16 protein-coding genes are annotated in these 25,807 nt (G+C 57.7%); 13 read left to right on the top strand and 3 right to left on the bottom strand.

The features are described 5' to 3' along the window. Positions 1–57: 57 nt before the first annotated feature. The 6 genes from metA to BCS37_RS09380 all read left to right on the top strand — a co-directional run bounded on the left by metA (position 58) and on the right by BCS37_RS09380 (position 5,321). A complete protein-coding gene (metA, locus tag BCS37_RS09405; RefSeq protein WP_069181185.1) occupies positions 58–1,005 on the top strand; it encodes a homoserine O-acetyltransferase MetA in 948 nt (315 codons plus the stop codon). Positions 1,006–1,089: 84 nt separating this feature from the next. Continuing rightward, positions 1,090–1,740: a hypothetical protein gene (locus BCS37_RS09400; RefSeq protein ID WP_069181184.1), complete on the top strand. Its 651-nt coding sequence runs from the start codon at positions 1,090–1,092 to the stop codon at positions 1,738–1,740. A 272-nt stretch (positions 1,741–2,012) separates the two neighbouring features. After that, the gene (locus BCS37_RS09395) at positions 2,013–2,921 is read left to right on the top strand and encodes a hypothetical protein (protein ID WP_069181183.1); all 909 of its coding nucleotides are present in this window, start codon (positions 2,013–2,015) and stop codon (positions 2,919–2,921) included. Further along, positions 2,914–4,218, top strand: coding sequence for a C40 family peptidase (locus BCS37_RS09390; protein WP_069181182.1), 1,305 nt, complete (start codon positions 2,914–2,916; stop codon positions 4,216–4,218). Before BCS37_RS09395 ends, BCS37_RS09390 begins: the two co-directional genes overlap by 8 nt. A 53-nt stretch (positions 4,219–4,271) precedes the next feature. After that, the gene (locus tag BCS37_RS09385) at positions 4,272–4,787 is read left to right on the top strand and encodes a YbjN domain-containing protein (RefSeq protein WP_069181181.1); all 516 of its coding nucleotides are present in this window, start codon (positions 4,272–4,274) and stop codon (positions 4,785–4,787) included. 48 nt (positions 4,788–4,835) lie between these two features. Then, a complete protein-coding gene (locus tag BCS37_RS09380) occupies positions 4,836–5,321 on the top strand; it encodes a YbjN domain-containing protein (protein WP_069181180.1) in 486 nt (161 codons plus the stop codon). Positions 5,322–5,372: 51 nt separating this feature from the next. Here the strand turns inward: BCS37_RS09380 and BCS37_RS09375 are convergent, their stop codons facing one another. After that, on the bottom strand, positions 5,373–6,098 hold the full coding sequence (locus BCS37_RS09375; RefSeq protein ID WP_069181179.1) for a flagellar brake protein: 726 nt from the start codon (positions 6,096–6,098) through the stop codon (positions 5,373–5,375). A gap of 170 nt (positions 6,099–6,268) precedes the next feature. Here BCS37_RS09375 and BCS37_RS09370 point away from each other — a divergent pair, with 170 nt between their 5' ends. The 5 genes from BCS37_RS09370 to BCS37_RS09350 all read left to right on the top strand — a co-directional run bounded on the left by BCS37_RS09370 (position 6,269) and on the right by BCS37_RS09350 (position 15,530). After that, on the top strand, positions 6,269–6,724 hold the full coding sequence (locus BCS37_RS09370) for a YaaR family protein (protein WP_069181584.1): 456 nt from the start codon (positions 6,269–6,271) through the stop codon (positions 6,722–6,724). After that, positions 6,724–7,773 (top strand): DNA polymerase III subunit delta', encoded by a 1,050-nt coding sequence (gene holB, locus BCS37_RS09365; RefSeq protein ID WP_069181178.1) that lies wholly within the window; start codon positions 6,724–6,726, stop codon positions 7,771–7,773. Before BCS37_RS09370 ends, holB begins: the two co-directional genes overlap by 1 nt. A gap of 106 nt (positions 7,774–7,879) precedes the next feature. Further along, entirely contained in the window at positions 7,880–8,953 is a 1,074-nt protein-coding gene (locus BCS37_RS09360; RefSeq protein WP_069181177.1) for a PSP1 domain-containing protein, read from the top strand. Continuing rightward, entirely contained in the window at positions 8,946–9,692 is a 747-nt protein-coding gene (locus BCS37_RS09355) for a tRNA1(Val) (adenine(37)-N6)-methyltransferase (RefSeq protein WP_069181176.1), read from the top strand. Before BCS37_RS09360 ends, BCS37_RS09355 begins: the two co-directional genes overlap by 8 nt. Positions 9,693–9,953: 261 nt before the next feature. Beyond that, the gene (locus tag BCS37_RS09350) at positions 9,954–15,530 is read left to right on the top strand and encodes an autotransporter outer membrane beta-barrel domain-containing protein (RefSeq protein WP_069181175.1); all 5,577 of its coding nucleotides are present in this window, start codon (positions 9,954–9,956) and stop codon (positions 15,528–15,530) included. Positions 15,531–15,603: 73 nt separating this feature from the next. On the opposite strand, the gene BCS37_RS12015 is transcribed toward BCS37_RS09350, so the two are convergent. Together BCS37_RS12015 and BCS37_RS09345 are read right to left on the bottom strand one after the other, a co-directional pair. Beyond that, positions 15,604–15,723, bottom strand: a complete 120-nt coding sequence (locus BCS37_RS12015) for a helix-turn-helix domain-containing protein (protein WP_107528589.1) — start codon at positions 15,721–15,723, stop codon at positions 15,604–15,606. Between the two features lie 21 nt (positions 15,724–15,744). Then, a complete protein-coding gene (locus BCS37_RS09345; RefSeq protein ID WP_006690190.1) occupies positions 15,745–16,146 on the bottom strand; it encodes a thioesterase family protein in 402 nt (133 codons plus the stop codon). A gap of 359 nt (positions 16,147–16,505) precedes the next feature. Here BCS37_RS09345 and BCS37_RS09340 point away from each other — a divergent pair, with 359 nt between their 5' ends. Both BCS37_RS09340 and BCS37_RS09335 read left to right on the top strand, forming a co-directional pair. Beyond that, positions 16,506–25,262, top strand: a complete 8,757-nt coding sequence (locus BCS37_RS09340; RefSeq protein WP_069181174.1) for an autotransporter outer membrane beta-barrel domain-containing protein — start codon at positions 16,506–16,508, stop codon at positions 25,260–25,262. A 191-nt stretch (positions 25,263–25,453) separates the two neighbouring features. After that, positions 25,454–25,768 (top strand): hypothetical protein, encoded by a 315-nt coding sequence (locus BCS37_RS09335; protein ID WP_069181173.1) that lies wholly within the window; start codon positions 25,454–25,456, stop codon positions 25,766–25,768. The last annotated feature ends 39 nt before the right edge of the window (positions 25,769–25,807 follow it).

The raw sequence follows: 25,807 nt of genomic DNA, 5'->3' as shown, positions 1-25,807 counted from the left end.
TGAAATGGAAATTGGGAATCCCGATGAGTGATTCTGCGGGGAAGGGAAACGGACACAATGCCGATTAAAATACCAAATAATCTGCCTGCGACGAATGTTCTCGAGGGGGAGAACATCTTCGTCATGAATGCGGCACGCGCGTACAGTCAGGATATTCGTCCGCTGCGCATACTCATTCTGAACCTCATGCCGATCAAGGACGTGACAGAGACGCAGCTCCTGCGTCTCCTCGGCAACACGCCCCTGCAGGTCGAGGTGGACTTCATCTACACGGAGTCCTATATCCCTACACACACGTCGCGCGACTACCTTACGGAGTTCTACGGAACCTTCGCCGAGGTGCGGCATAAGAAATACGACGGCTTTATCATCACGGGAGCACCGATCGAGCAGCTTCCGTTTGAGCACGTCGCTTACTGGGACGAGGTGTCCGAGATCATGCAGTGGAGCCGCAAGCACGCTTACTCCACGTTCCATATCTGCTGGGGCGCACAGGCGGGCCTTTACTACCACTACGGCATCCCCAAATACTGGACGGACAAGAAGATTTTCGGCGTCTATGAACACCGCCTCTGCGTGCAGCACGAGGCGCTTCTGCGCGGCTTCGACGACAGCTTCTATGTACCGCATTCACGGCACACGGAGACGCGGCGCGCGGATATTGAACGTGTGCCGGAACTCACCGTTCTCGCCGAGGGCGATGCGGGCGTCTACATCATCGCGAATCTGCGCCGCCGTCAGTTCTTCATCACGGGGCACGCTGAGTACGATCCGCTGACGCTCAAGGCGGAGTACGACCGCGATCTTGCCGCCGGGCTCGATCCGGACATTCCGTGCAACTACTACCCCGGGGATGATCCGAATCGCGCGCCTGTCGTACGCTGGCGCAGCGTCGCACATCTCCTTTTCGCCAACTGGCTGAACTACTACGTCTATCAGGGTACGCCGTACGAGCTGGACAGCCTCGACAACGCGGATGATTGGGAATACTACTCCAGTCTGTAAACGGATTTGTATTCAGTAAAAATTCAGATTTTGAGGATAGCATAGAGAGAAGTGATAACGGTTATTTGATGGGAGCGATGATACGTGCAAAAAAAATGGGGGGCCGCACTTCTTCTCTGTGCCGCCCTGTTTATGGGGGCGCGGCCGGCGGCAGCGGCGGAGGAAATCCCCAAGAATATCTATGAGTGGGTCCAGTCGACGGCACGCCAGAGCTACTATTTCAACAAGGAGTATATCCAGTTCGCATCGGATGCGCATGGGTATATCGACATGACGAAGATCTTGGTGCCGACGCTGCGCGTCTACGACCAGATTCAGATCCAAGATGTCGTATCGAAGCGCCGTTGGCGCATGCTTCCGCTCGATGGCTACGGTGATCTCTCGGGGGCGGCAGAGTATCTCATGATCGACCTGCGTACAGGAGTCGTCCATGTCACCGCGCATGAGGATCTGGACAGCACATGGGGCACACTCTCGCGTGAGGAGAATACGAAGGAGATCGCGCTCACCGAACTCTCGGACAAGGATGTCGAACGGAAATTCATCGATGCGATCATCAACTACAGCATGAGCCATCAGGAAGCTATGATCCGGCGCTCGCGCGGTATACTTAGCGATGCCGACCGTGCGGCGCTCGAGGAGAAGAAGCAAAAAATGCTGGAATCGGCGGACAATGCCAATGAAAAGCCCGCAAAAAAAGATAAGAATGAGCAAAAGAAGAAGAAAGAATCATAAAAGAACTGCCTCCCATAAAACGTGGGGAGGCAGTTCTTTTTTGTAGCTTTTTCCTGCAAAACAAGGTATAATAGGGCTAGGGAAGTACTGATAAATTCAGCGCCATCATCTTGGCACATCTTTTCTGCCTCTCTTCGTCGGCAAATCCTCCGCAGAGCAGCACTCTGTGTTTGGCTTTCCTGCGCGACAGAATGAAATATCTATACCAAACGGACGGCTTCCATTTTATCAGTGATTCTCTCAGAACATACGGGCAAAGGAAGGTACACCGCATGACAGACAAGGAATGGATGCAGCTTGAACTGAACCGCATGGTAAAGGCCGAGGGGGGCGAGATCAGCGTAGAGCGCATGACCGAGATTGTTTCGGATCTCAGCCGGCGCCTGCGCGAGAATCCGAATCTGCCGCGTGAGGTGAACACGCTTACTGCGGATGAACTCATTGCGCGTGCACGAAAGAAGACCGGGGAGGAGCGCTACCGCATCATCAAGCGGGTTCTGCGTATCGAGCCGGAGAACATCACGGCAGCGTGCATGCAGATTGAGTACCTTGCCAAGAATGCTGACGACCGCGTGCACCATTACGAGGATCTGACGCGTAAAGCGACCGCGCGGCTCGAGGCTGAGGGCATGTTTGCGGAGGAGAACATCGGCAAGTTCTGGGCGATGCCTGCGACGAAGCCCTATATGTTCCTGCGCCTTTCCTATCTGGAGTCCCTGCTGGCAGCGCGCAAACTGCGCCTTGCGGCAAAGGAGTGCGAGGAGATGCTCCGCCTCTCGGAGCACGATGCACTCGGGCGCCGCTATCAGCTCATGTTCATCTACTCGGCAATCGAGGAGGGGGACGATGCAATCCGGCTGTATCAGCGCTACGAAGAGGGCGTGGCACTGATGTATCTGCCGCTGGCGATGCTCTTTTACCGCCTCGGCAAGATGAAGATGGCGCGCAACTTCCTGCATGAACTTGCGGCGGTCAACAGCGACACTGAGGCGTTCTTTGAGCGCGGTGTGCGCGGGGATCTCCCCACGCGTGCGCCGGGACGTCACGCAGGCTCCTTTGCCATCGGAACGATGGAGGAGTTCGGGGAGGCGGTGACGGACAATGGCTTTGCCTTCATGGGGATGGATGCTTTCTTCGCATGGGGGCTGAGCGAACTGCGCGGAGAACAGGAGAGTGCCTGAACGCATATGCCGATGGGGAGTGACCCTCGGCGCGGTGTTCTTCTCTCTTCTCATGGTTGTCCCTGTCTCTGCGGCGCTACCCGTCGAGGGAGCGGCGGCGACCGCAGACTACTGGCTGCGTCCGGACGGAGATGCGCCGCTCCTTCGTTCGGCGGAGGCGGAAGCGTATGCGCATCGGAGTACGGTGAAGGGGCTCGTACGCGATCTGGTCAGCACACATGAGAGACGCTCGGCGCGGGGGCTGCGTGCGCAGATCCATGCGGCGGCACAGGGACTTGACCGCGCACTGCCGGAACTCTATGCGGGCGAACAGCTCCTGCGTGAAGAGCAGTGGCAGGCGGTGTGCAGAAACTGCAGTGTCGATACGATCGGCACACAGGTGACCGCGCGCCCTGCCGTTGCCGTTCGCCGCGCCGATGTGCGGCTCCTGCCGACGGAGGAGGGTTGGTACGAGGCTCCGGATGATGTGCGCTACGATGCCCTGCAGGGCACTGTGCTCGACCCAGGGGAAGCCGTTTTGCTCCTTCATCACTCGACGGACGGGCTTTTTGCCTTCATCGAGACCCGGGACTATCGCGGCTGGGTCGATGCACGTGCGATTGCACACGCGGACGCACAGACGTGGCGCACATTCGCTGCGCCGGAGGCGTTCTTCACTGTAACGGCGGCGCAGCTTACCCTAGGGGAGGAGGGGCTTTGCTATCAGCTCGGAGCAAAGATTCCGGGGACGCGTGCAGAGGACGGGACGCTCCGTCTCCTCCTGCCTGTGCGGAACGCTGGGGGGCGTCTCGCCGTACAGGAGGTGCACATGCCCGATGACGGACGTCTCCATGCCGGGCGACTGCCGCTGACACGCAACAATCTCGTACGCCTCGCATTCGTGCCGCTCCATACGGAGTACGGCTGGGGCGGGGCAAACAATGGGATGGACTGTTCCTCCTATGTACAGAACATCTATCGCGCGATGGGGGTAGAGCTCCCACGCGATGCGGATATGCAGGAGCGTGCCTGTTCGCTTCTGCCTCTTGCCGGACTGTCTGCGGCGGAGCGCTGTGCGCTCCTCGCAGAGGTGCCGCCGGGCGCACTGCTCTTTCGTCCCGGTCATGTTATGCTCTATCTCGGGCAGGATATGGGGGGTACCCCGCTCGTGATCCATGACATCAGCAGTTACTATGAAGACGGCGAAAAGAAATACATACGACAGGTCGTCGTCTCGACGCTTGAGTTTCAAAATGAACGCGGCACTGCTGCAATCGATACGCTTACTGCGATCGGTTTGATTGCTCCGGCGCCATAACGAATGGGGACATATGCCCTGCGGACAGAGCAGAGCAGATATGGAGGGGACAAATGGGACTTTTCGATGGATTCAAGGGCGGTGAAGCCGCCGCTCCAATGGGGATCAGGAATGCGATCAAGGAGGAACTGGACCGCAACGACTGGAACTACGAAATCAATGATGAGAAGGAAGAAAACCGTCAGGAAACATATTTCTATATGCGAAACGAACTCGAGAATGACGAGCCGATCACGGCGGTCATTGTCGTGCGCGAATATGACCATGCCGACGGCTTCATCAAGATCAAGCTCTATGACATTGCCTATCTGGAGAGGGCCGAGGCACGCGCGGAGCTGCTTGCGAAGATCAACACATGGAATGGTGAGTTCCGCTATGTGAAGTTCTGCCTTGACCGCGATCAGGATGTCGTTCTCGACATTGATCTGCCGCTTGACCTTCACAAGGGTGAGTTCCAACCGGACAGCGTGATGGCGATGATGGCGGTCGGCATGCGCGTCGTGGAGAAGGTCTATGATGATCTGACAGAACTTTGCACACGCGGGCACAAGGCGAGTTCGGAGGAATGAACTGCGTGGATTCTAAAAATACGGAAGTTGAATGGAGGAACGGACTGTATGGGACTTTTTGACGGGTTCAGTGGGAGCGACGAAGGGCTCAAGAACAGCGCGTTTGAATCGATCAAGGCGGAACTCGACAAGCAGGATATGAAATACGGCGAGGACGTGACCGATGATGGCGAGGAGCAGATCATCCGTATGCGTCAACAGCTGGACAACGGCTGTGTCGTAAGCATTGCGATTGTCGTTACGGAGAAGGGCGACACGAACGACTTTATCAAGATCAAGTACTTCAATCTTGTGCGTCTGGAGGAGGACATGGATCCGAAGGCGTTCCACGAGAAGCTCAACGAGTGGAACAGCCAGTACCGCTACGTAAAATTCGTGGTGGATGACGAACGTGATGTTGTAGTTGATATCGACCTGCCGCTTGATCTGCACGTCGGGATGTTCCAGGCGGACAGCTTTATGGCGATGGTCGGCGTTGGGCTGCAGGTGCTCGAGGAAGTCTATCCGGAGATGATGAAGCTGCGCTGGGCGTGAACTTTGAACGTAAAACGGGGTGCTGCCAATGCAGCACCCCGTTTTCATATATCAACTTCGCTTTGTATGGTCGATCTGCGGCACCTTCAGTCCCTTGCGCAGGTAGCTCTGCTGCAGCTGATAGATGCTCTGGACGAGGCGTTCCCGCTCTCGATTGGACAGCGTGTCGCCAAACATAACGCCAATGTGGTACGTCATGCCGAGATTCGTCTCGATCGGCGTCGCCCTGCGGATCGTGCCTTCCGTTTCGAGCGTTCCGATGCGCGGGAGGTCCGGCACGCGCACGCTGATCGGCGCATCCATGATCAGCGGCTCGTCATGGACGAAGCAGAGTCCGCCGCCGCTGATGTCGATGAGAGCAACCTCACGGTAGTTTTTGAGCCCGCCGTGATCGCCGGGCAGCTTTACCTCGATGGATATCGGGATCGGCACGCGGACGAAGTCGCGCAGCTGAATGCGCTCGGCGTTCTTCGGCAGATCGAGATACCAGATCGTATCCGGCAGCGGTGAGGCGGAGCGATAGGGACTCTCGAAGTGATAGACGCAGCCGGCGCCCGTGAGATGGCACTGAAAGATGCATCCCGCGTCGGGCGTGTCGACGAATTTTCCCACCGGAATATCGAGCCGCACGGTAAGCGCTCCCGAGGGCACTCCTGCCTCCTGCTCCTCCTCGCTGAGTTCGAGCGTTCCGTAGTAGTCAATCTCAAGCTCCGGTTCGATGATATGGATCGAAGTTCCGTGTTTTAGGAGTGCAAAGAGTTTGTCTCCCTCGATCATAGTTGTCAGATCCTTTCCGCTATTAAATACCTTTATATCAACAAGGATAACAAAGTACGGCGGCAAAGTCAATTTACGGCTTTGACTTTGCCGTTTGTTCGGGCTATAATAATAATCGGTGAAATCTATCATCATATTAAAAATGTAGGAAAAGGGATTGGGTGGACGCGATGGCGATGAAGATAGACAGCAGTATTTCGAGGGGAGCGTCGCTCACCATGCCGCGACCAGAGGTGGATGTGGGCGTGCGCGGGGCGGCGACGGACTTCAGCATGGAGTTGGCGGATCAGGAGTCCTCCATGTCCCGCGAGGCGATGGATCGTCTGCTCGAACAGATTGACGAGCAAGGGGCACGCTTATCGAAGTCGCCGACCTTTGATGAACTGCGTTCCTATCGCTCGCTCATTCAGAGCTTTATCGGCGAGGCGGTCGGAACGATGTACGAGCTGCACACGCAGGCGGGATGGGATCGCCTCGGACGGCAGAAGGTCTACACCTCCGTGCGCAAGATTGACAAGAAACTCGAGGAGATGGCGGAGAAGATTCGTCTCGGGCAGGCGGATCAGCTCGACATCATCGCAAGTCATGACGCGATTCGCGGGATGCTTGTCGATCTCTATATGTGATGGCGCGTGCGAAAAAGACTGCAGACGCCACATCTCCTGCAGATACACGGGAGGTATTTCCGGAGGGGTGGGCGGACATCCGCGGCCATGCGGAGATCATCCGCCGCCTTCGCGCACTCGCTGCTGCGGAACGCCTTCCTCACGCGCTGCTGTTCAGCGGCATGGAGGGGGTCGGCAAACGGCGTACGGCACGCGTACTCGCACGGACACTGCTCTGTGAGGGCGGGGGAGACGCTCCCTGCGGGCATTGTGACACCTGCCGTACAATGGCGGCAGGTGTGCACCCGGACTACTTCGAGACTGCACCCGAGGCGCGCGGCAAGAGCGCGGCGATGATCCGCACGGATGCCGTGCGCGATATCCTTGTTGCGGCATCGGGGGCACCGGTCAGTGCGCAGCGCCGCATCATTCTCATTGACGGTGCCGATCGGATGAACGAGACGGCAGCGAACCGCCTCTTAAAGACGCTGGAGGAACCAACGGGGGAGGTGCTCTTCATCCTTGTGACGAGCGCCTATGATGCGATCCTGCCGACGATCTGCTCGCGTGCCGTACGCATCGCGTTCGGTGCGGTACCGCGCACCGAGATCACGGCGGCACTCACGGAGTGCGGCGCAGCGCATGCAGCGGCAATCGCCGCACTCGCAGACGGCAGCCTCGGGCGCGCATATAAACTCGCCGAGGAGGGGCTTGCCCTGCGCGATGAGGCGTTTGCTCTCCTCATGGAGCTTCGCCGCCTCAGCGTTGAGGATATCTGGGCACGTGCGGAGGCACTCGGTGCGCGTTCCCATGAGGAACGCACCGCATGGATCGGATTTTGGCAGATGGCACTGCGCGACCTGCTTGTCCTGCATGAGGATGGCGGCAGTGACGCGCTCTATCATGCAGACCGACGGGATGAACTCACAGAACTCTGTACGCGTATGAGCACGTCCGATATCTTCGCACTCATGGAGGGCACGCGCGAGCTCACGCGGCGCTTCGCGGCGAACGTGAACCCCGCCCTGCAGACGGAGGCGTTCCTGCTGAAGGTGAGGCAGTACGCATGATAGACCTCCGCGCAGTTTGCCTCGGCACAGCAGGGAAAGAGGCCCATCAATGACAGTCGCTTTCTCCCTTTAGCAAGGGTGTACATATATAATCTAGGAGGAAGTTTTGCAAACGATTATAGGTGTCCGCTTCAAGTCGGCGGGCAAGATATATTCATTCGGGCAGGGGCGGCTGACGATCGCCGAGGGGGATCACGTCATTGTTGAGACCTCGCGCGGCATGGAGTGCGGCAAGGTCGTCATTCCGCCGCGTGAAGTGCCGGACGAATCCGTGCCGCCGAATCTGCGCATTGTGCACCGTATCGCGGATGCTTCCGATCTCGCGCGGATTGACGAGAACCGCGCGCGCGAACGCGAGGCGCGCACCGTCTGCGAGGAGAAGATCAAGGAACTTGAGCTTAAAATGAAGCTCGTCGATGTCGAACTCACCTTTGATCTCTCGAAGATGCTCTTTTACTTCACGGCGGATGGGCGTGTCGACTTCCGTCAGCTCGTGCGCGAACTTGCGGGCGTGTTCCGCACGCGCATTGAGCTGCGCCAGATCGGCGTGCGTGATGAGGCAAAGATGATGGGCGGCATGGGCTGCTGCGGGCGGCCGCTCTGCTGCGCGAGCTTTCTCGGCGACTTCGTCCCCGTCTCCATCCGTATGGCAAAGGAGCAGAACCTCTCGCTGAACCCAACGAAGATCTCAGGCATCTGCGGTCGTCTCATGTGCTGCCTGAAATACGAGAGTGACGGCTACGGCTGCGGCGGCTGCATGAAGGTGAAAAAAACAGAGTACACGCCTGCGGTAAGCGACCGCGTCATTGCTGAGGACGGTGAGGGGCGCATCGTTGCCCTCAATGAACAGCGCCGTACGGCAACGATCCTCATGGACGATGGGAAAACCGTTGTCGCCGCGTGGGAGGACATCGCGCGCGTCGAGGAGGAGGAACGCACAGCGTGTCCGCATACGTCACGCAGAGAGCGCGCCCCGCGTGAGGGCCGCACCCCGCGCGAGCAGCGTGAGGGGCGGGAACGACGCGAGCGCCCTGCCGCCGCGAGACAGCACGAGGGACAACATGGTGAGCGGAGAGAGCGCGGGGAACGCACGCAGCGGAGCGCAGGGGAACGGCACCGCCCGCAGGGCGGCAAACGTCAGCCGCGCCGCACGCCACGGCAGGGCGAGCCGCATGAGTGAGTTCATGCGGCTGCACCCGAACGAGCGGATCGACGACCTCTCTTTGGGCGGGCGGCAGATCATCCAGCGCACGGACGGCTTCTGCTTCTCAATGGATGCCGTCCTCCTCGCGCATTTTCCGCACATGACGGGACGGGAACGCGTTCTCGATCTCGGTACGGGGACAGGCGTGATCCCGCTTCTCATCGCCGATCATGCAGCGGCGGTCACGGCAGTGGAACTCAGCCCCGTGCAGACGGAACTCGCCGCGCGGAACGTGCGGATGAATCAACTCACAGAGAAGATCACAGTGCGGGAGGGCGACTATCGCGCCCCTTCCGCACTTTTTGCGTGTGCGGAATACGATCTGGTCTTCAGCAATCCGCCGTATCGACCCGTGACGAGCGGTGCGGTCAGCATGGGAGAAGGACGTGCGGCGGCGCGGCACGAGATCACGGCGACACTCGCAGACACCGTACACGCGGCAGCGTACGCCCTCCGTCACGGCGGTCGGCTCGCCATGGTGCATCTGCCTGAGCGCCTCGGCGAGATCGTCTTCGCCCTCCATGCGGAGCACCTTGCCGTCAAGCGTCTGCGCATGGTACAGCCGCGCATGGACAAAGCGCCGAACCTCATGCTCATTGAGGCGGTCAAAGGAGCCGCACTCACAGGAATGCGTCACGAGCCCGCGCTGATCGTGCGTGATGCACAGGGGCAGTATACAGAGGAGATTCGCGTGATTTACGGAGGAAGAATCTAACGGACATGCAGGAAAGAATATACTGCCTCATTTATCCTCGTTGAAAAAGACAAAACAGAACGGAATCGCATCGTGAGATTGACATGAAAAAAAACCTCGTGGTATAATACACAGCATAGAAAAATATTTTTTATAGGGAACATCAGGCTGATGTTCCCTAAGCCGTTCGGGCAGTATGCAGGAGACACAGTTCAATTCGCCGCTTTCTGTGGTTTTGCTGTCATGAATGGCGTTCTTGCATCAAAGGAGTTGGAGGATCAAATGTTCAACGGATTGAAGGCTCGGCGACAGCTGGCCGCCTATGTTGCACTCGGACTGTCCACGGGTGGAGGACTCCTGTTCTCTGCACAGCCTGCGCATGCAGCGGAAACTCATGACCACACCGTGACGGCGAGCAGTATCAATGGCTTTGAGGGCTCGGATCAGACAGGCTTCATGAGTGACAACAGGATTACGATTGGGACGGCGGGAGTAACGAATCAGCCGGCCAGCACCTACGGCATTATCTCCGGCGGCGGAAAGACCGATACAGCATCCGATGTCACGGGCAATACGCTCACGATTCATGGACTGCAGGTCAGCAACGGCAATGGGCAAAGCATGATCTACGGCGGCGTCAGCGGAACGGGTGCAGTCACCAACAATAAAGTATTTTTCAATAACGGGCTGTCGAAGGATTCCATCTACGGCGGCTTTAATGGTGCATCCGCGACCAATGCGGTCACGGGCAACTCCGTTACGGTCGTGGACGGCACTGTGGAGGGTGATGTTCAGGGCGGCGGAACGGCAGGGACGGGGGCCGTCACGGGCAACTCTGTCACCATCACGGGTGGTACGCTCAAAGATGAGGCGATGGGCGGCATCATACGAAGCACAACGAGCAGTGCGGATATCACGGGAAATACGCTGACGATCTCGGGCGGCGCATTCACGAAGAGCGGCGGCACAAACGTTTTTGGTGCATATACTGCAGGTTCCGGCAAAGCGGAAAACAACAGTGTTACGGTCAGCAATCTCACCAATACGGACCTGACCGTTTATGGTGCGCATGCAGCAGGAGGCGGCAATGCGGTCAACAACCATGTCACGATTGGTGCGGCAGGCAAGGTGAAGGGAATCTACGGCGGACGTGCTGATTCGGCGACGGGTAAGGCTGAGGGCAATACCGTCACCATCGAGACGGGCGGCTGGGTCAATGACAACTCGTACGCCGGTTGGGCAAAGGGTGCTGCGAACCGCAACATCTTTACCGTCAAGGGGCATGCTGACTGGTCGGTCTATGGCGGCAGAATCGATGACGCCGGTGACACGGCAGAGGGCAATGAAGTCCGCATCGAGGGCGGCACTGTGAATGGGCATGCCGTCGGTGGGAAAGGAGGAACGGGTACAACCGTGACCGGCAACAAGGTTACGGTTACAAGCGGTACGGTCAAGAAAGATATTACCGGTGGGCAGGTCTCGGGTGCCAATGGAAAGGCGACGGGAAATATCGTCACGATTACGGACAGTACAGCTGAGGGCTTTGTGTACGGTGGAAGCACTGTGGACGGCGGTACTGCATCGGGCAACCAGATCAACATTTCGGGCAGTATAATTAAAAAAGCCATAACGGGCGGATATGATTCCACAAACGGCAGTGTGACGGGGAATACCGTCACCGTATCGGGCAGCAGTACTGTCGAGAACACGATATACGGCGGCTATTCCAATAATACTGGAACGGTGACGGATAATAGCGTTGCCATTGCAGGCGGCACGTTCCAAGAAACCATTTACGGCGGATATTCGGATAAGTCCGGAACGGTGACAGGCAATAAGGTTGCGCTTACGGGCGGTACCTTCCAAAATGTCATCTATGGTGGTGCGGGTGGTGATCCTTCCAGCACAGAGACATTTACGGTAAACAACAATACTGTTACGATTGCGGGCGGTACGTTCAGCTCCAATATTTATGGCGGATACTCGTGGAAAGCGGACGGCACGACAGAGAACAACACGGTCAACCTCGGCGACGACGCGCATCATGACCTTTCGGGCACGACGCTCTCGGCGAGCAACATCTCCGGCGGCAACAAGGCGGCAACGGGCAATACCCTCAATGTCAAGGCGAAGAATGCCGTCGTCAAGAGCGTCCACAATTTCGAGAACGTCAACTTTCATATGAATGATGACATCACAGACGGCTCGACCATGCTGACCGTCAATAACGACGGCCTCGGCAGAACGGTGGACTGGGAGAAGGTCAAGGTTCTTGCGGAGAGCCTGATTAGTGCCGTGCGGCCGAATCGTGAGGTTACGCTGCTCAAATCGAATGCGGCGAACGAGCTCAAGTTCTCGAACTACAATGTCCGCAATTTCATCACCGATCCGAACTCCGACTACGAAGCCGTTATGCGCACCGATACAGACAAGGGGGCGGGCACGGTGCAGTCCGCGACCACGGTTAAGCTGCGCACGAACCGCTGGCGCAACAGCGAGTGGACGTATGACGGCACGAACCCGTCGACGGTGAATGAGGTCGCGGGCGGCATCTCATATGACGACAATCATACAACTTACAACAACCAGATCACGGTGACGGGCGTTCCGTCGACGAACTTGAACTTCGTTTACGGCGGCAAGACCAACGGCGCAGCCGACTCCAAGGAGAACCGCGTCATTGTCGAGAGCACGGGTACCGGCTCGATTGTGAACATTAACGGTGGATTCACCGGTGCTGCCAATGGCGTTGCAGAGAAGAACCGCGTCATCATCAAGGACGGCACGGTGACAAATGCCATGGGCGGTGCGGTCTCGGGTGCGAACGGCTCGGCGACGGGCAATGAAGTCACGGTCGAGGGCGGTACGGTTGCGAACGTGATCGGCGGCGGTGGAACGAGTACTGCGGCGGGCAATATGTCCGAGAATAAAGTCACCATCACGGGCGGCACGGTCTCCGGACAGATTGTCGGCGGCGATTCGCGTGTCTTGGCGAGCACCTCGAATGGCAACACCGTCACACTCGGCGGCGGTACACTGACAGGCGCTGAGGTCTGGGGATCAGCTTACTATAACGCGAGCAATCAAGCACAGGTCTTTGCGAATAATGATGCAAAGATTACGGGCAACACACTGAACGTGCAGAGCAAAGGCTTGACGGTCAAGAAGGTACGCAACTTCGAGAAGTTCAACTTCAAGATCGGCGACGCCTACAGCGATACGATGCTGACGTTGTCCGAAGCAGGCGGCTTCGGTGGTATCTCTGGGACCCCCGATGACGTCAAGGTCAAGTGGTCAAATGTCACGGCGGATACGTCGGGACTCTCGGCAGCACGCGGCGACGGAGTTCAGGGCAAGAATACCCTCACACTCCTGCAGCGTGCATCGTCGCTGCCGCTCGCAGACGATCTGCTCTTTGACAACTACACGTCAACGGCTACGGCGGAACTTGACCGCGTCTATGAGAAGAAGCTGCACACCGACACCAACAGCGGTACGGCGAGCAAGGTTCAGCTCGAACTCAACCGCTATAAGGACGGTACGGTAACGCATAACGGCACGACTGCGCCCGCTAAGGTCTACGGCGGCTACACTGCATACGACCACACGGAGCGCGATGCGGACGGTCATGAAGTGACGGTTGGGACGATCGCCGAGGGCAATACGCTCGAGATCACGGATGTTGCAACCGGAACGAACAACCTCAAAGCCTACGGCGGGTACGCTGAGGGCGCGCACGGCGGCGCAGTGAACAACCATGTCCACGTGGATGTGCAGAATACGAATGCGGGCAGTCTTGACACGGCAGTCGGCGGCTACACCAAAGGGACGGGTTCAGTGCACAGCAATACGCTCCGCTTCTCGCAGGGCGCGACGCTTCATGATCTCATGGGCGGCTACATCGACAGCACGACCAGTGCGGCGGATGTTTCGTTCAATACCGTTGCGGTCGAGGGCGGTACGGTCGGTGATAAGGTCTACGGCGGATATACGAGCGGTACAGGTGCTGCAAAGCACAATACCGTCGTATTTGACGGTGCGGCATCGACAGCAGACGACCTCACGGGCGGCTACGGTGCGACGGCGAGCGACAATACCGTTGAGATGAAAAACGGCACGGTCCACGTTGTCAACGGCGGTGATGCAGTGAGCGGAGATGCGCTTCGGAACACCGTCACGATCACAGGCGGTACGGTGACAGACAACGTCTACGGCGGTCAGTCGAGAACCGGCGCGGCATCGGGCAATACCGTGAACATCGGTGCGGTCACCGTCGGGCAAGACAATACGGTCAAGCACGTGGTCGGCGGCTTTGGCACGACGAACACGGACAACAACACAATCAACCTCGCGGGTTCGAACATCAAGGCAATCGTGCTCGGCGGCGCGATCCATGATTCTTCGGCGCACCAGCATCAGGATACGGAGCCGAATCCGAACGGTATCGGCAATACGCTCGCCATCCATGCGCGCGGCACTGAGGTGCGTGACTTCGCGGGTGTACAGAACCTCCACTTCTACATTCCGGCAGGAACAACGGCAGATCCTGCGGCAGCGACGATGCTCCGCCTGACGAAAGCGGAGTACCTGACGAATGACAAGAAGGATCTGAGCAACATTCACGTCCGTGTCGGCCTTGCGGGCAGCCGCCCGACGCTGAACGTCGGCGACACGGTCAGCCTGATGAAGGCGTACAAGGTGGACGGCGGCAACAGCAAGGCGGTCGAGATCGCGAATGCGCCGAGCGTCACCAATGTAGAGGGCATGCACGGCATCAGCCTGCGCTACAAGTTCAACCTGCTCACGCGTGAGGCACAGAACGAGGCAAATGCCAACACCACGAATGCAGACCATCTGAAGAACGAGCTTGTTGCCGAGGTGACCGATGTCTCCATAAATGATCAGACGAAGTCTCTCGTTGAGACGCGCGCCGCGACCACCGCGATGATCAACGGCGGCGCGGATCTCCTCACAGAGAATGGATTCCGTGCGGCGGAGGAAGCCATCACGGCACAGAGTGCTCATGCAAATGCAGCAGCGGGTGCCGCGGCGAGCCTTGCCGCGGGCAATGCGTTCCAGATGTGGGCATCGCAGGGCGGTTCCTCGACCCGCCTCAACTCCGGTTCGTACGTCGATGCGAAGGGATGGAATCTGAACCTCGGCTTTGCCAAGAAGAAGACGGCAGGACGCAATACGATCACCTACGGCCCGATGATCGAGTACGGCAGAGGCAGCTACGACTCCTATCTCGACGACGGCACGCACGGCGACGGCTCGATGAGCTACTTCGGCGCGGGTGTCATGGCGAAGTCCAAGAGTGAAAGCGGTGCATATGTTGAGGGCAGCCTGCGCGTTGGCCGCGTGAAGAGCGACTACAGCGGCAATGTCCTGAATAACGCTGTCACCTATGACAACAGCAATACCTACTATGCTGCACACATCGGCATCGGACAGGAGAAGGAGCTGAAGGGCGGCAATACGCTCGACACCTATGCGAAGTATTTCTACTCGCATCAGGCGGGTGATACGGTGAAGATGAGCACGGGCGAGGTCTATGACTTCGACGCGATTGACTCGCACCGTCTTCGCATCGGTGCACGCTATACGAAGAAGATCAACGGGGGCGGCGCATTCTACACGGGACTTGCGTACGAGTACGAGTTCGGCAGCGATGCCGGCGCGTCCATCGGCGGATACTCCACGCCGAGCCCGAGCCTGAAGGGCAGCACAGGGCTGCTCGAACTGGGCTACCGCTTCGCACCGAAGGACGAGCGTGTCAGCTATGGCGTGAACCTTATGGGCATGACTGGAAAACGCAGGGGAATCTCCGGCGGCATCCAGATCAACTGGGCGTTCTAATAAAACCGAATAAGACATAAGAATAGGGCGGCGGTACGAAATCTCTGTTTCGTATCGCCGCCCTTGTTGTACTCTAGAGCAGGGGCTGTCGGAGCTCTTTCCCAAGTGAGACGAGGAGCTGGATCGTCGCAATGTTCGGGTTTGTCGTGCCCTGCTCAACGCGGGAGATGACGGGCTGTGTCACGCCGCTCATATCCTCGCTTCTGCCGATGGATTATGAACGCTTTCCCTCTGCCTTTGCCATGAATTTATCCACTGCAACGGCAAAGCGCGTGTGCGTGCCCGCGCCGATCTCCTCGCGTTCGTCGTATGCCGTGACCTTGAGTGTGACCGCGCGTCCGTCGACTGCCGTCACCTCGGCAATGGCTCGTACTGTCAGCCCCGTCGGCGTCGCCGCGCGGTGCGCGATGTTCAGTGACGTGCCGACCGTCGTCCAGCCCTCGGGGCACTCCTCTTGGCACAGCTCTGCCGCCGCACGCTCCATCAGCGCCGCCATCGCAGGGGTCGCATACACCGCAAGCGAGCCGCTGCCGACCGTCACCGCCGTATTCGCATCCGTTACCGTATCCACTGCCTCATGCGTCATTCCGACGGCGATCTTGCTTGTGTAGTCCATATGAACTGCTCCTTTTTGATAATACGTTTGCCTATTTGAAATACTACAGTTATTATAAGCACAATGCGCACACCTGTCCAGAAGAATCCGAATTGCGGCGTTTTGTGCATGGAAGTGTTGCAGCACACACAAATATGAAAGATGATTCATATATAAAAGTAAAATGATGGCCTTTTATTCACGCTTTGTTAAATTTTATTCAATAAGAAGGATAATAAATTAGAAATAGCGTTGACAATGACAATAGGGCTCATGTATCATAAATAGACATATAATGAATCTCAATCTACAATGAGATATGTAAAAGCATTTCTGTGACGGAATCGAGACTTTTTGTCTAAGGATTAGAGGAGGAGCCTATGTTCAATGGATTGAAAGCACAACGGCGGTTGGCTTTGTATGTAGCTCTTGGCCTGTCTGCCGGCAGCGGTGCCTTTTTGGATGCCTCGACGGCGTATGCAGCGCATGACTACACGGAGACGGCAACCACCATCAGTGGTCTTGAGGGTACGAACAAGACCAACTCAATGAGTGATAACAATATCACGATTGGGACGCCAGGCACACCCAATGTTCCGTTTAGTACGTGGGGAACAATCTCCGGCGGCGGCAAGAAGAATGCGACAGAGGATGTCACGGGCAATACGCTCACGATTCATGGCCTTCGGGTCAGCAACGGCGGCGGGCAGAGCATGATCTACGGCGGTGTCAGCGGAACAGGCGCAGTCACGGGCAATAAAGTGTTCTTCAATAACGGGCTGTCGAAGGATCCTATCTATGGCGGCTTTAATGGCGCGTCCGCGACAAAGGCTGTCACGGGCAACGCGGTCACGGTCGCGGGCGGCACCGTGGAGGGTGATGCCTTTGGCGGCGTGACGCAAGGAACGGGGGCGGTCACGGGCAACTCTGTCACCATCACGGGCGGCACACTCAAGGATGAGGCTGGCGGCGGTGTTGTCACAAACGCGTCGAACAGTTCAGATGTCACGGGCAATACGCTGACGATTTCGGGCGGTACACTCAGCAAAGGAAATACGAACGTATACGGTGCGTATACCGCGGGCAACGGTGATGTATCGGGAAATACGGTTGCGGTATCGGGGGGGATAATCGGCACATCTGCTGGAGGAAATATTCATGGCGGTTATTCGAATGGCTCTGGTACGGTATCGGGCAATACCGTTACCATATCGGGGGGGACGCTCGGCGGCCAGGCTGTTCTGACAACCAGCGGGAAGATTTACGGCGGCTACTCCGGAGGAACGGGAAAAACAATCAACAATGTTGTGAATCTCGGCACTGCGGAGGGTGTTTATACCGCAGGAACGGGAATGAAGCGTGTCGAGGTATATGGTGGGAATCGAACCAGTGATGTTACCGGAAATGCGCTGCATGTCTATGCAAAGGGGGTCGAAGTTGAAAAAATACGAAACTTTGAGAGCTACAATTTCCATCTGACTGCTCCGATTAAAGCAGGAAATACGATGCTTACGCTTGGTTCGGGGAATCTTGGCAGCGGTGCTGACTGGAATAAACTGAATCTAGACTTGTCTGGATGGGCAGTAGACACAACGAAGTACGGGAAAATTGGAACTGTAACACTAATGCATTCCAATTCTGGCTCGGATATCGTTTTTAATAATTATGCGGCAAAAACAGGATCGAGCGGTGATTTCGAGTACAACATTACGGCAACGCCGTCGATGCTTTTCCCCACAAGGACGCTGACGACGGATGTTACAGCCGAAGTGAACCGCTTCCAAAACGTCGACGCGACGGCAGACAACGTCACAGGCACAGAGGTCTACGGCGGCTATTCGAGTCTCGGCAATACGACGACGAACAACAAAATCAAGATCACGAATACGAACAACACGAATCTGAGTGTCTACGGCGGCTACACGGCGGGAGACGGCAATGCGACGAACAACCATGTCACGATCACAGCGACGGGCAAGGTAAAGGCGGCGTACGGCGGCTATGCGACGGCGGCAGACAGCAAGGCAGAGGGCAATACCGTCACCGTCGAGACGGGCGGCTGGGTGGACAACAGCTCATATGCCGGTTGGGCAAAAAGTAATGTGAACCGCAATATCTTCACCGTCAAGGGACATGCTGACTGGTCGGTCTACGGCGGCAAGCTGGACGGCAGCGGCACGGCTGAGGGCAACGAAGTCCGCGTCGAGGGCGGTACAGTGGAGGGGCATATCGTCGGCGTGCTCGGAGGAGCCGATTCAACTGTGACCGGAAACAAGGTCACGGTAACGGGCGGTACGGTCAAGAAAAATATCTCCGGCGGACAGTCCTCGGGCGCAAACGGAAAGGCGACAGGGAATATTGTCGCCATCACGAATGGAAGTACCGTCGAGGGCATCGTCAACGGCGGACATATGACGGGCGACGGAACTGCCTCGGACAATGAGATCACGATCTCGGGCAGTACGATCAAGCAGTCTGTCAACGGCGGATACAGCAGTGCAAGCGGTACTGTAACAGGAAATACGATCACAGTATCGGGCAGCAGTACACTCGAGGAAGCCGTGTATGGCGGCTATGCGGATACTGCCGGAACGGTGACGGGGAATATCGTCAATATCTCGGACGGTACGTTCCAAAAGCGCGTGTACGGCGGCTATTCAGATAAGTCCGGAACGGTGACGGGCAACAAGGTCACGATTACGGGCGGCACATTCCAAGACCATGTCTATGGCGGTGCGGGCGGCGATAACGGTTCTGCCTATACCGCGCAGAACTTTGCTGCAAACAACAATACCGTCACGATTGCGGGCGGCACATTCAGCGGCAATATCTACGGCGGCGTGTCGTGGAAGCTGAATGGCACGGCGACGGGCAACACCGTCAACCTTGGCGATGACACGCATACTGATCTCTCGGGTACAACGCTTACGAATGCCGATATCTATGGCGGAAAATACAGCGGAAACGGGACGGGGACAGGCGATTATGTGACGGGCAATACACTCAGCGTCAACGCCAAGAATGCTGCGGCGAAGTCCGTCAACAATTTCGAGAACTACAAATTCAAACTGAACAGCGCAACTGCGTTCGGCGATACAATGCTGACCGTCACCAATGCGGGCGACTTCGTAGGCACGGGCGTTGACATGGACAAGATCACTGTCGATCGCACGGGGCTGTCGGCGGACTACCTCGCGACGCAGCACGGAATCAAGCGCATGACCCTTTTGAAGCGCAGCAATGATACCGATACGTTGACGTTCCAAAACTATGCGACACGTGGTGAGGCGGCGACGGCTACCGAGACGCATGAGTTCAGATTTGTTACGAATAATGGCACAGGTACGGCGAACGCCCTCATGCTGGAGGCGAGCCGATTCAAGGACAGTCATGTCACCTATGACGGTACAACACCGACCTTCGGCGGCGAGGTCTACGGCGGACTCTCCCGCTTTGGTCATACGACGACGGGCAACACGCTGACGGTGACGGGGCTGCCTGCGTCCGGCACACAGCTCTCCTATGCCTACGGCGGCAAGAACGAGGGAGCGACAGGTGATGTCAAAGACAATACGGCGACGCTCGAACTCCCCGCCAACACTTCCGCGATCAAGGATATCTACGGCGGTAAAATCACGAACGCAGACAATGCGGGCGAGGTTTCGGGCAATATCGTCAATATGAAGCAGGGCACGGTGGAGTATGCGGTCGGCGGGCAGAACTATGGTACAGGTGCGGCGAAGAACAATACGGTCAACCTCACGGGCGGCACGGTGACGAGGGAGATCTATGGCGGTCTCAGCGCCAAGGGGGCGGCGACGGGCAACACAGTCACGATCTCGGGCGGCACGGTAGGCAGCTTCACCCCTGCCGATGTCTACGGCGGCAAAAAGATGACGGCTGCCGGCAGCAGCGCATCGAACAATACGGTGAATCTTGGTGCAGAGGACGGCACCTATACGGCAGACCTCACCAAGGCAAATATTCACGGCGACAACTCCACGGACGGTGCGGTGAACAACAATACGCTGAACGTCCGCGCCAAGGGCGTCAAGGTTTACAGCGTGGATAATTTTGACAAGTATAAGTTCACGCTGAACAACAACATCAAAGACGGCGACACGATGCTGACGCTGGAGAACGGCGGCTTTGGCAGGGAGATCGACTTTGCGAATAATTTCGTTCTGGATACATCGAAGCTGACGGGAAAACCAACCGGCCTTATTACTCTTGTCAAGAGCGCGACGGGGATGCTGAAGTTCAAACAGGGCTATCAGTCCCGCGATCTCGGCAGCACGGACAATGTCGAGTACTTCGTCGGCACTGATACGGGGGAACGTGAAGGCTCCTCCGTCATCATGGGGTACAATATCTTCAAGGGAAATACGTGGACGTATAACGGTACGAATCCGCCGAATGCGAAGGAACTGTTCGGTGGTGTCTCCTACAACAACCACACGACGGAGAGCAATACGCTCACGATCACGAACACCTCCACGACGGAGTGGGTGGGCAATACCTACGGCGGCAAGACGGCAGGACGCACGGGCGGTTCCAAGAACAACCGCGTCGTTGTCGAGAATACGGGGGTCGGCGGCGGACTCTCCTACGTCCACGGCGGTGCGGTCACGAATAAGAAGAACGCTACGGGCACGGTGACAGGCAACAGTGTCACGCTGAAAAATGGTCGTACTAGCACGGTCTACGGCGGCTATACGCGGGGCAAGGGCGCGGTCGGCGGCAGTGCGGACGGCGAGGGCAATGCAGTGACGCTTGAGAATGGCACAGCGGGCGATGTCTACGGCGGTGCCATCGACAATGCGGACAGCACGGCCGCTGTCACGGGCAACAAGGTCACGATCCAAAACGGTACATACAACCGGCTCTATGGCGGTCATACCAAGGGCAAGGGCGCGGCGCAGAACAATGAGGTCATGATCTCGGGCGGCACGAGCAGCGATGATGTCCACGGCGGCTACACGCATGACGGTGGCGCGGCGACGGGCAATAAAGTGACGCTGACGGGCGGCGTCGTTAACGGTCTGGTCTACGGCGGCTATACAAATAACGGCGGCGATGCCACGGGCAACACAGTGACGCTGACGGGCGGCAAGGTGACGGATAAGGTCTACGCCGGATACGCAGACGGCGGCGGTGCGACCACGAACAATACAGTGAACCTCGGGAACGGCACGGGGCTTGCTCAGGGTGCCGATCTTTCGGGTACCTCCATCTACGGCGGTAATCGGAGCGATGTGACGGGCAACACGCTGAATGTCAAGGGAAAGGATATGACCGTCAAGACGGCGGGCAAATTCGAGAACTATACTTTCTATTTGGGGAATGATGTAAAGGACGGCGATACGCTGTTGACGTTCGCGCAGGCGGGCGGATTTGACGGTGATGACGTAGACTGGTCGAAAATCAACCTCGACGGAGAGACGCTTCACGCATGGAGTGTGGGCAAACAGCGCACGAATACCATCACGCTGCTCAATGCCGCAGGCATGACATTCACGGGCGCGGCAAATCAGCGTCTCCTCAGCGTCCATGACGGCATGGAGTACGGTCTGCGCACAAATCATGTCGGCAGCACGACGGCGAACAAGATCTACCTCGATGCAAACCGTTTCAAGGACGGCGTGGTTGACTTTACCGCCGCGACGACGGGCGAGGCACTTGGCGGCATTTCTCATTTCGGCAATACGACGGAGAGCAATCGGCTGACGGTCAAGAGTCTCGCCGCAGGTGCGCACAGTGCATACGGCGGCAAGACGATGGGCACGGTAGGCGGCTCGATCAAGAATACGGTCACGGTCACGGGGACGGGCGCAGGTACGCTGACGAACGTCTATGGCGGCTACGTTGATAAGGCTGCGAACAGCGGTGATGTGACGGGCAACACAGTCACGCTCTCGGGCGGTAAGGTTACGGGCGCGGTCTACGGCGGCTACACGAATGGCGGCGGTGCGACTACAAACAATACAGTCAACATCGGCGCGGATCCGACGACGCTGCGTCAGGGCGATACCTCGACGCTCGCGGCGGGAACAGATTTTACTGCTGCTGAACTCTACGGCGGCAACAAGTCCGATGCCTCGGGCAATACGCTGAATATCACGGTAAAGGATGCTGCGGCGAAGAAGGCGCAGAACTTCGAGAACTATACGTTCTATCTGACGAACTCCGTTGCGGCGGACAAGCCGTCGAGCGGCACGGTTGACGATACCTATACTACGAGCCGCGGCACGATGCTGACGCTTGCGAATGGGTTTGACGGACAGACGGCAGACTGGAACAAGGTTACGGTCGATACGTCGAAGCTCTCCGCCGACAAGACGCTCGGCGCGATCACGCTGATGAAGAGTACGGCGGCGAACGAGCTGAAGTTCTCGAACTACGCGGCAAAGAATCATGCGGTGAGCGGCGACTACGAAGTCGTTCAGCGTACGGATACAAATACGGGCGTGGCGAACGCTGTCCTTATTGACGTGAACCGTTTCAAGAATGGCGATGTCATTTATGACGGTGTCAATCCAAACGCCAAGACCTATGCCGGTGTTTCCTACGGCGGCAATACGGCAGAGAAAAATATAATGACGCTTACGGGCATTGCCTCGGGTAATACCGTTGATTACCTCTCGGGTGGACGTTCGGAGGGCACGGCGGGCGGCGCGGTCAACAACACCGTGAACCTCCTCGGCACGGGCTCAGGTACGCTCGAAGAGGTGTATGGCGGCTACATCGGCAAGGCAACGAATGCCGCGAATGCGACCGGCAACACGGTCAACATTGCGGGCGGCACGGCACAGAATGTCTACGGCGGCTATACGAGCGGCACGGGTGAGACCACGGGCAACATCGTGAATATCGGCTATACCGACAAGAACGGTGCATTCCATGCGGTCGCGGATGGCACGAAAGTCACGGGCACAATCTACGGCGGCAGCAAGTCCGATCATGTGACGGGCAATACGCTGAATGTGCGCGGCGCGATTACGGCAGGGCAGATTGCAAACTTTGAGAAGCTGAACTTCGCCGTGAACAAGGATACGGCGGGCAAGACACTCCTTTCGCTGAATGGCGGTGCACAGACCACGGGGCTTGACTGGTCGAAGGTAACGGCGACGGTCGATCCTACGAACATGACGGTGAGCAGCTACGGCGCGTCGCGCATCACGCTGATGGCGAATGCGAACGGCATTGACTTCGGTGCGACCTATCACGGCGCAAAGGGTGAGACGCGCGATGTATTCGAGTTCGTTACCGATAAAGACAACAACAGCGTCTACACGGACACCTATCGTTTCAAGGGCAACGAAGTCTCCTATGCGGCGTCGGACAATACGCACGACTCCGCGTGGGGGGGTCGCTCGGAGCTTGGCAACGTGGTCGAGGAGAATACGCTCACGATGACGGGCGGTGAAATTACAGGTACGGCGTACGGCGGCACATCGCGTACGAACACAGCAAAGAAGAACACGCTTGTCCTGCAGGGCGGCTCGGCGGGCGAACTCGTCGGCGGCTTCGGCACGACGGCGACGGACAACACGGTCGACATCTTCGGCGGCAGGGTGACGGGCGATGTCTACGGCGGACGCGCAACGAACGGCGCAGCATCGAACAATACGGTGAATCTCTATCACGGTGTCACAATCGGCGGCGTGATCCACGGCGGCGCAGGCAATGCGAACAGCACGGACAACACACTCGCGGTGCGTTCGTTCGGCACGACGGCGAAGGATTTTGACGGCGTACAGAACCTCCACTTCTACATTCCGGAGGGGACAACGGCGGATCCCGCAGCAGCGACGATGCTCCGTCTGACGAACGTAGGAGAACTGTCGCACGACGACAAGAAGAATCTGAGCAATGTCAACGTCCGCGTCGGACTTGCGGGCAGCCGCCCGACGCTGAACGTCGGCGACACGGTCAGCCTGATGAAGGCATACAAGGTGGACGGCAGCGACAACCAGGCAGTCGAGATCATAAACGCGCCGAGCGTCAGCGACGCAGAGGGCATGCACGGCATCAGCCTGCGCTACAAGTTCAACCTGCTCACGCGTGAGGCACAGAACGAGACAGATCCGCACACCAAGAATGAAACCCATCTGAAGAATGAGCTTGTCGCCGAGGTGAGCGATGTTTCCGTGAATGATCAGACGAAGTCTCTTGTCGAGACCAGAGTCGCGGCAACCGCCATGATCAACAGCAGCGGCGACCTCCTCGCCGACAGCGGCATCGGTGCGGCGATTAATGCCGTATCCGCAGCCGCCCACGCCCCTGCCGCAAAATCTACGGCAAACGCCGGCACACAGGCATCGGCGGCATCCGCAGCAGCAAGCAGCGCCTTCCAGATGTGGGCGGCACAGAGCGGGTCTGCGACGCGCCTGAACTCCGGCTCGTATGTTGACGCGAAGGGATGGAACCTCAACCTCGGTTTTGCAAAGCAGACAACTATGGGACGGAACACCGTCACCTACGGACCGTTCATCGAATACGGACGCGGCACGTACGACTCCTATCTGGACGACGGCACGCACGGCGACGGCTCGATGAGCCATGTCGGTGTGGGTGTCATGGCAGTGTCCAAGAGCGACAGCGGTGCATATGTCGAGGGCAGCCTGCGTGCAGGACGCGTCAAGAGTGACTATGCGGGCGATATCTCCAATACCACTGCCACCTACGACAGCAGCAGCACCTACTACGCGGCGCATATCGGCGTTGGACGGGAGAAGGAGCTGAAGGGCGGCGACACGATCGACACCTATGCGAAGTATTTCTACTCGCATCAGGGCGGCGATACGGTGAAGCTGAATACGGGCGAGGTCTATGACTTTGACGCGGTGAATTCGAGCCGTCTCCGCATCGGTGCACGCTATACGAAGAAGCTCAATGGAGGCGGTGCGTTCTACACGGGACTTGCGTACGAGTACGAGTTCGGCAGCGATGCGGGTGCAACTTTCGGCGACTACTCCACACCGAGTCCGAGCCTGAAGGGCAGCACGGGAGTTCTGGAACTCGGTTACCGTTTTGCACCGAAATCCAGCAACGTCAGCTACGGCATGAGCCTCATGGGCATGACGGGCAAGCGCAGGGGAATCTCCGGCGGCGTTCAGATCAACTGGGCGTTCTGAGGAGTGTATTGATGTTTGAGAAGGGGGCGGCTTTGGGGCCGTCTCTTTCTGTATACAGAATTATTTTCAGCGGGTAGTTGCGTATGTATGCGAATCGTTCTATAATAAGGAACACCCACAGGGGCAGGATATATCCAAAGGGGTCAGCGATAAAAGAAATTTATCACTGACGAATATAAGAGGTGATACGAGTGAGTGATACATACAGTGTCGCCATCAGCTATGGCGACGTTCTTGGCTGGATTGATTATGATGCGGCATCCCGCGTGGCGACGGTGAATCTCGCGGATGAAAAGGGCCGCGCGGCGGCGGAGGCCTTTCTCGCGCAGGATCATGAGGTCGAGGTGCCGCATGAGACACTGATGGACTTCACGAAGGAGACCGTCACCCCACTCGCGGATCGGGAGAGTTTTGAGCTTGCGCTCACGCGCCTGTGGAATGAAACGGGGGTACAGGTGGACTGGTCGCGGCCGGTCGACTATGTGAAGGCACACCCGCATTACTGAGGAACGGCACGTGCCGTTTCTCCAAAGGTTTTACGCCAT

Origin of the sequence: Selenomonas sp. oral taxon 920, assembly GCF_001717585.1 — a bacterium.
Lineage (GTDB): Bacteria > Bacillota > Negativicutes > Selenomonadales > Selenomonadaceae > Centipeda.
This window is presented reverse-complemented; position numbering and strand designations above follow the sequence as displayed.

Coding starts and splice junctions, on each gene's coding strand:
- BCS37_RS09350 (WP_069181175.1), top strand. CDS start 9,954: ATGTTCAACGGATTGAAGGCTCGGCGACAGCTGGCCGCCTATGTTGCA.
- metA (WP_069181185.1), top strand. CDS start 58: ATGCCGATTAAAATACCAAATAATCTGCCTGCGACGAATGTTCTCGAG.
- BCS37_RS09355 (WP_069181176.1), top strand. CDS start 8,946: ATGAGTGAGTTCATGCGGCTGCACCCGAACGAGCGGATCGACGACCTC.
- BCS37_RS09345 (WP_006690190.1), bottom strand. CDS start 16,146: ATGGACTACACAAGCAAGATCGCCGTCGGAATGACGCATGAGGCAGTG.
- BCS37_RS09375 (WP_069181179.1), bottom strand. CDS start 6,098: ATGATCGAGGGAGACAAACTCTTTGCACTCCTAAAACACGGAACTTCG.
- BCS37_RS09370 (WP_069181584.1), top strand. CDS start 6,269: ATGGCGATGAAGATAGACAGCAGTATTTCGAGGGGAGCGTCGCTCACC.
- BCS37_RS09380 (WP_069181180.1), top strand. CDS start 4,836: ATGGGACTTTTTGACGGGTTCAGTGGGAGCGACGAAGGGCTCAAGAAC.
- holB (WP_069181178.1), top strand. CDS start 6,724: ATGGCGCGTGCGAAAAAGACTGCAGACGCCACATCTCCTGCAGATACA.
- BCS37_RS12015 (WP_107528589.1), bottom strand. CDS start 15,723: ATGAGCGGCGTGACACAGCCCGTCATCTCCCGCGTTGAGCAGGGCACG.
- BCS37_RS09385 (WP_069181181.1), top strand. CDS start 4,272: ATGGGACTTTTCGATGGATTCAAGGGCGGTGAAGCCGCCGCTCCAATG.
- BCS37_RS09340 (WP_069181174.1), top strand. CDS start 16,506: ATGTTCAATGGATTGAAAGCACAACGGCGGTTGGCTTTGTATGTAGCT.
- BCS37_RS09395 (WP_069181183.1), top strand. CDS start 2,013: ATGACAGACAAGGAATGGATGCAGCTTGAACTGAACCGCATGGTAAAG.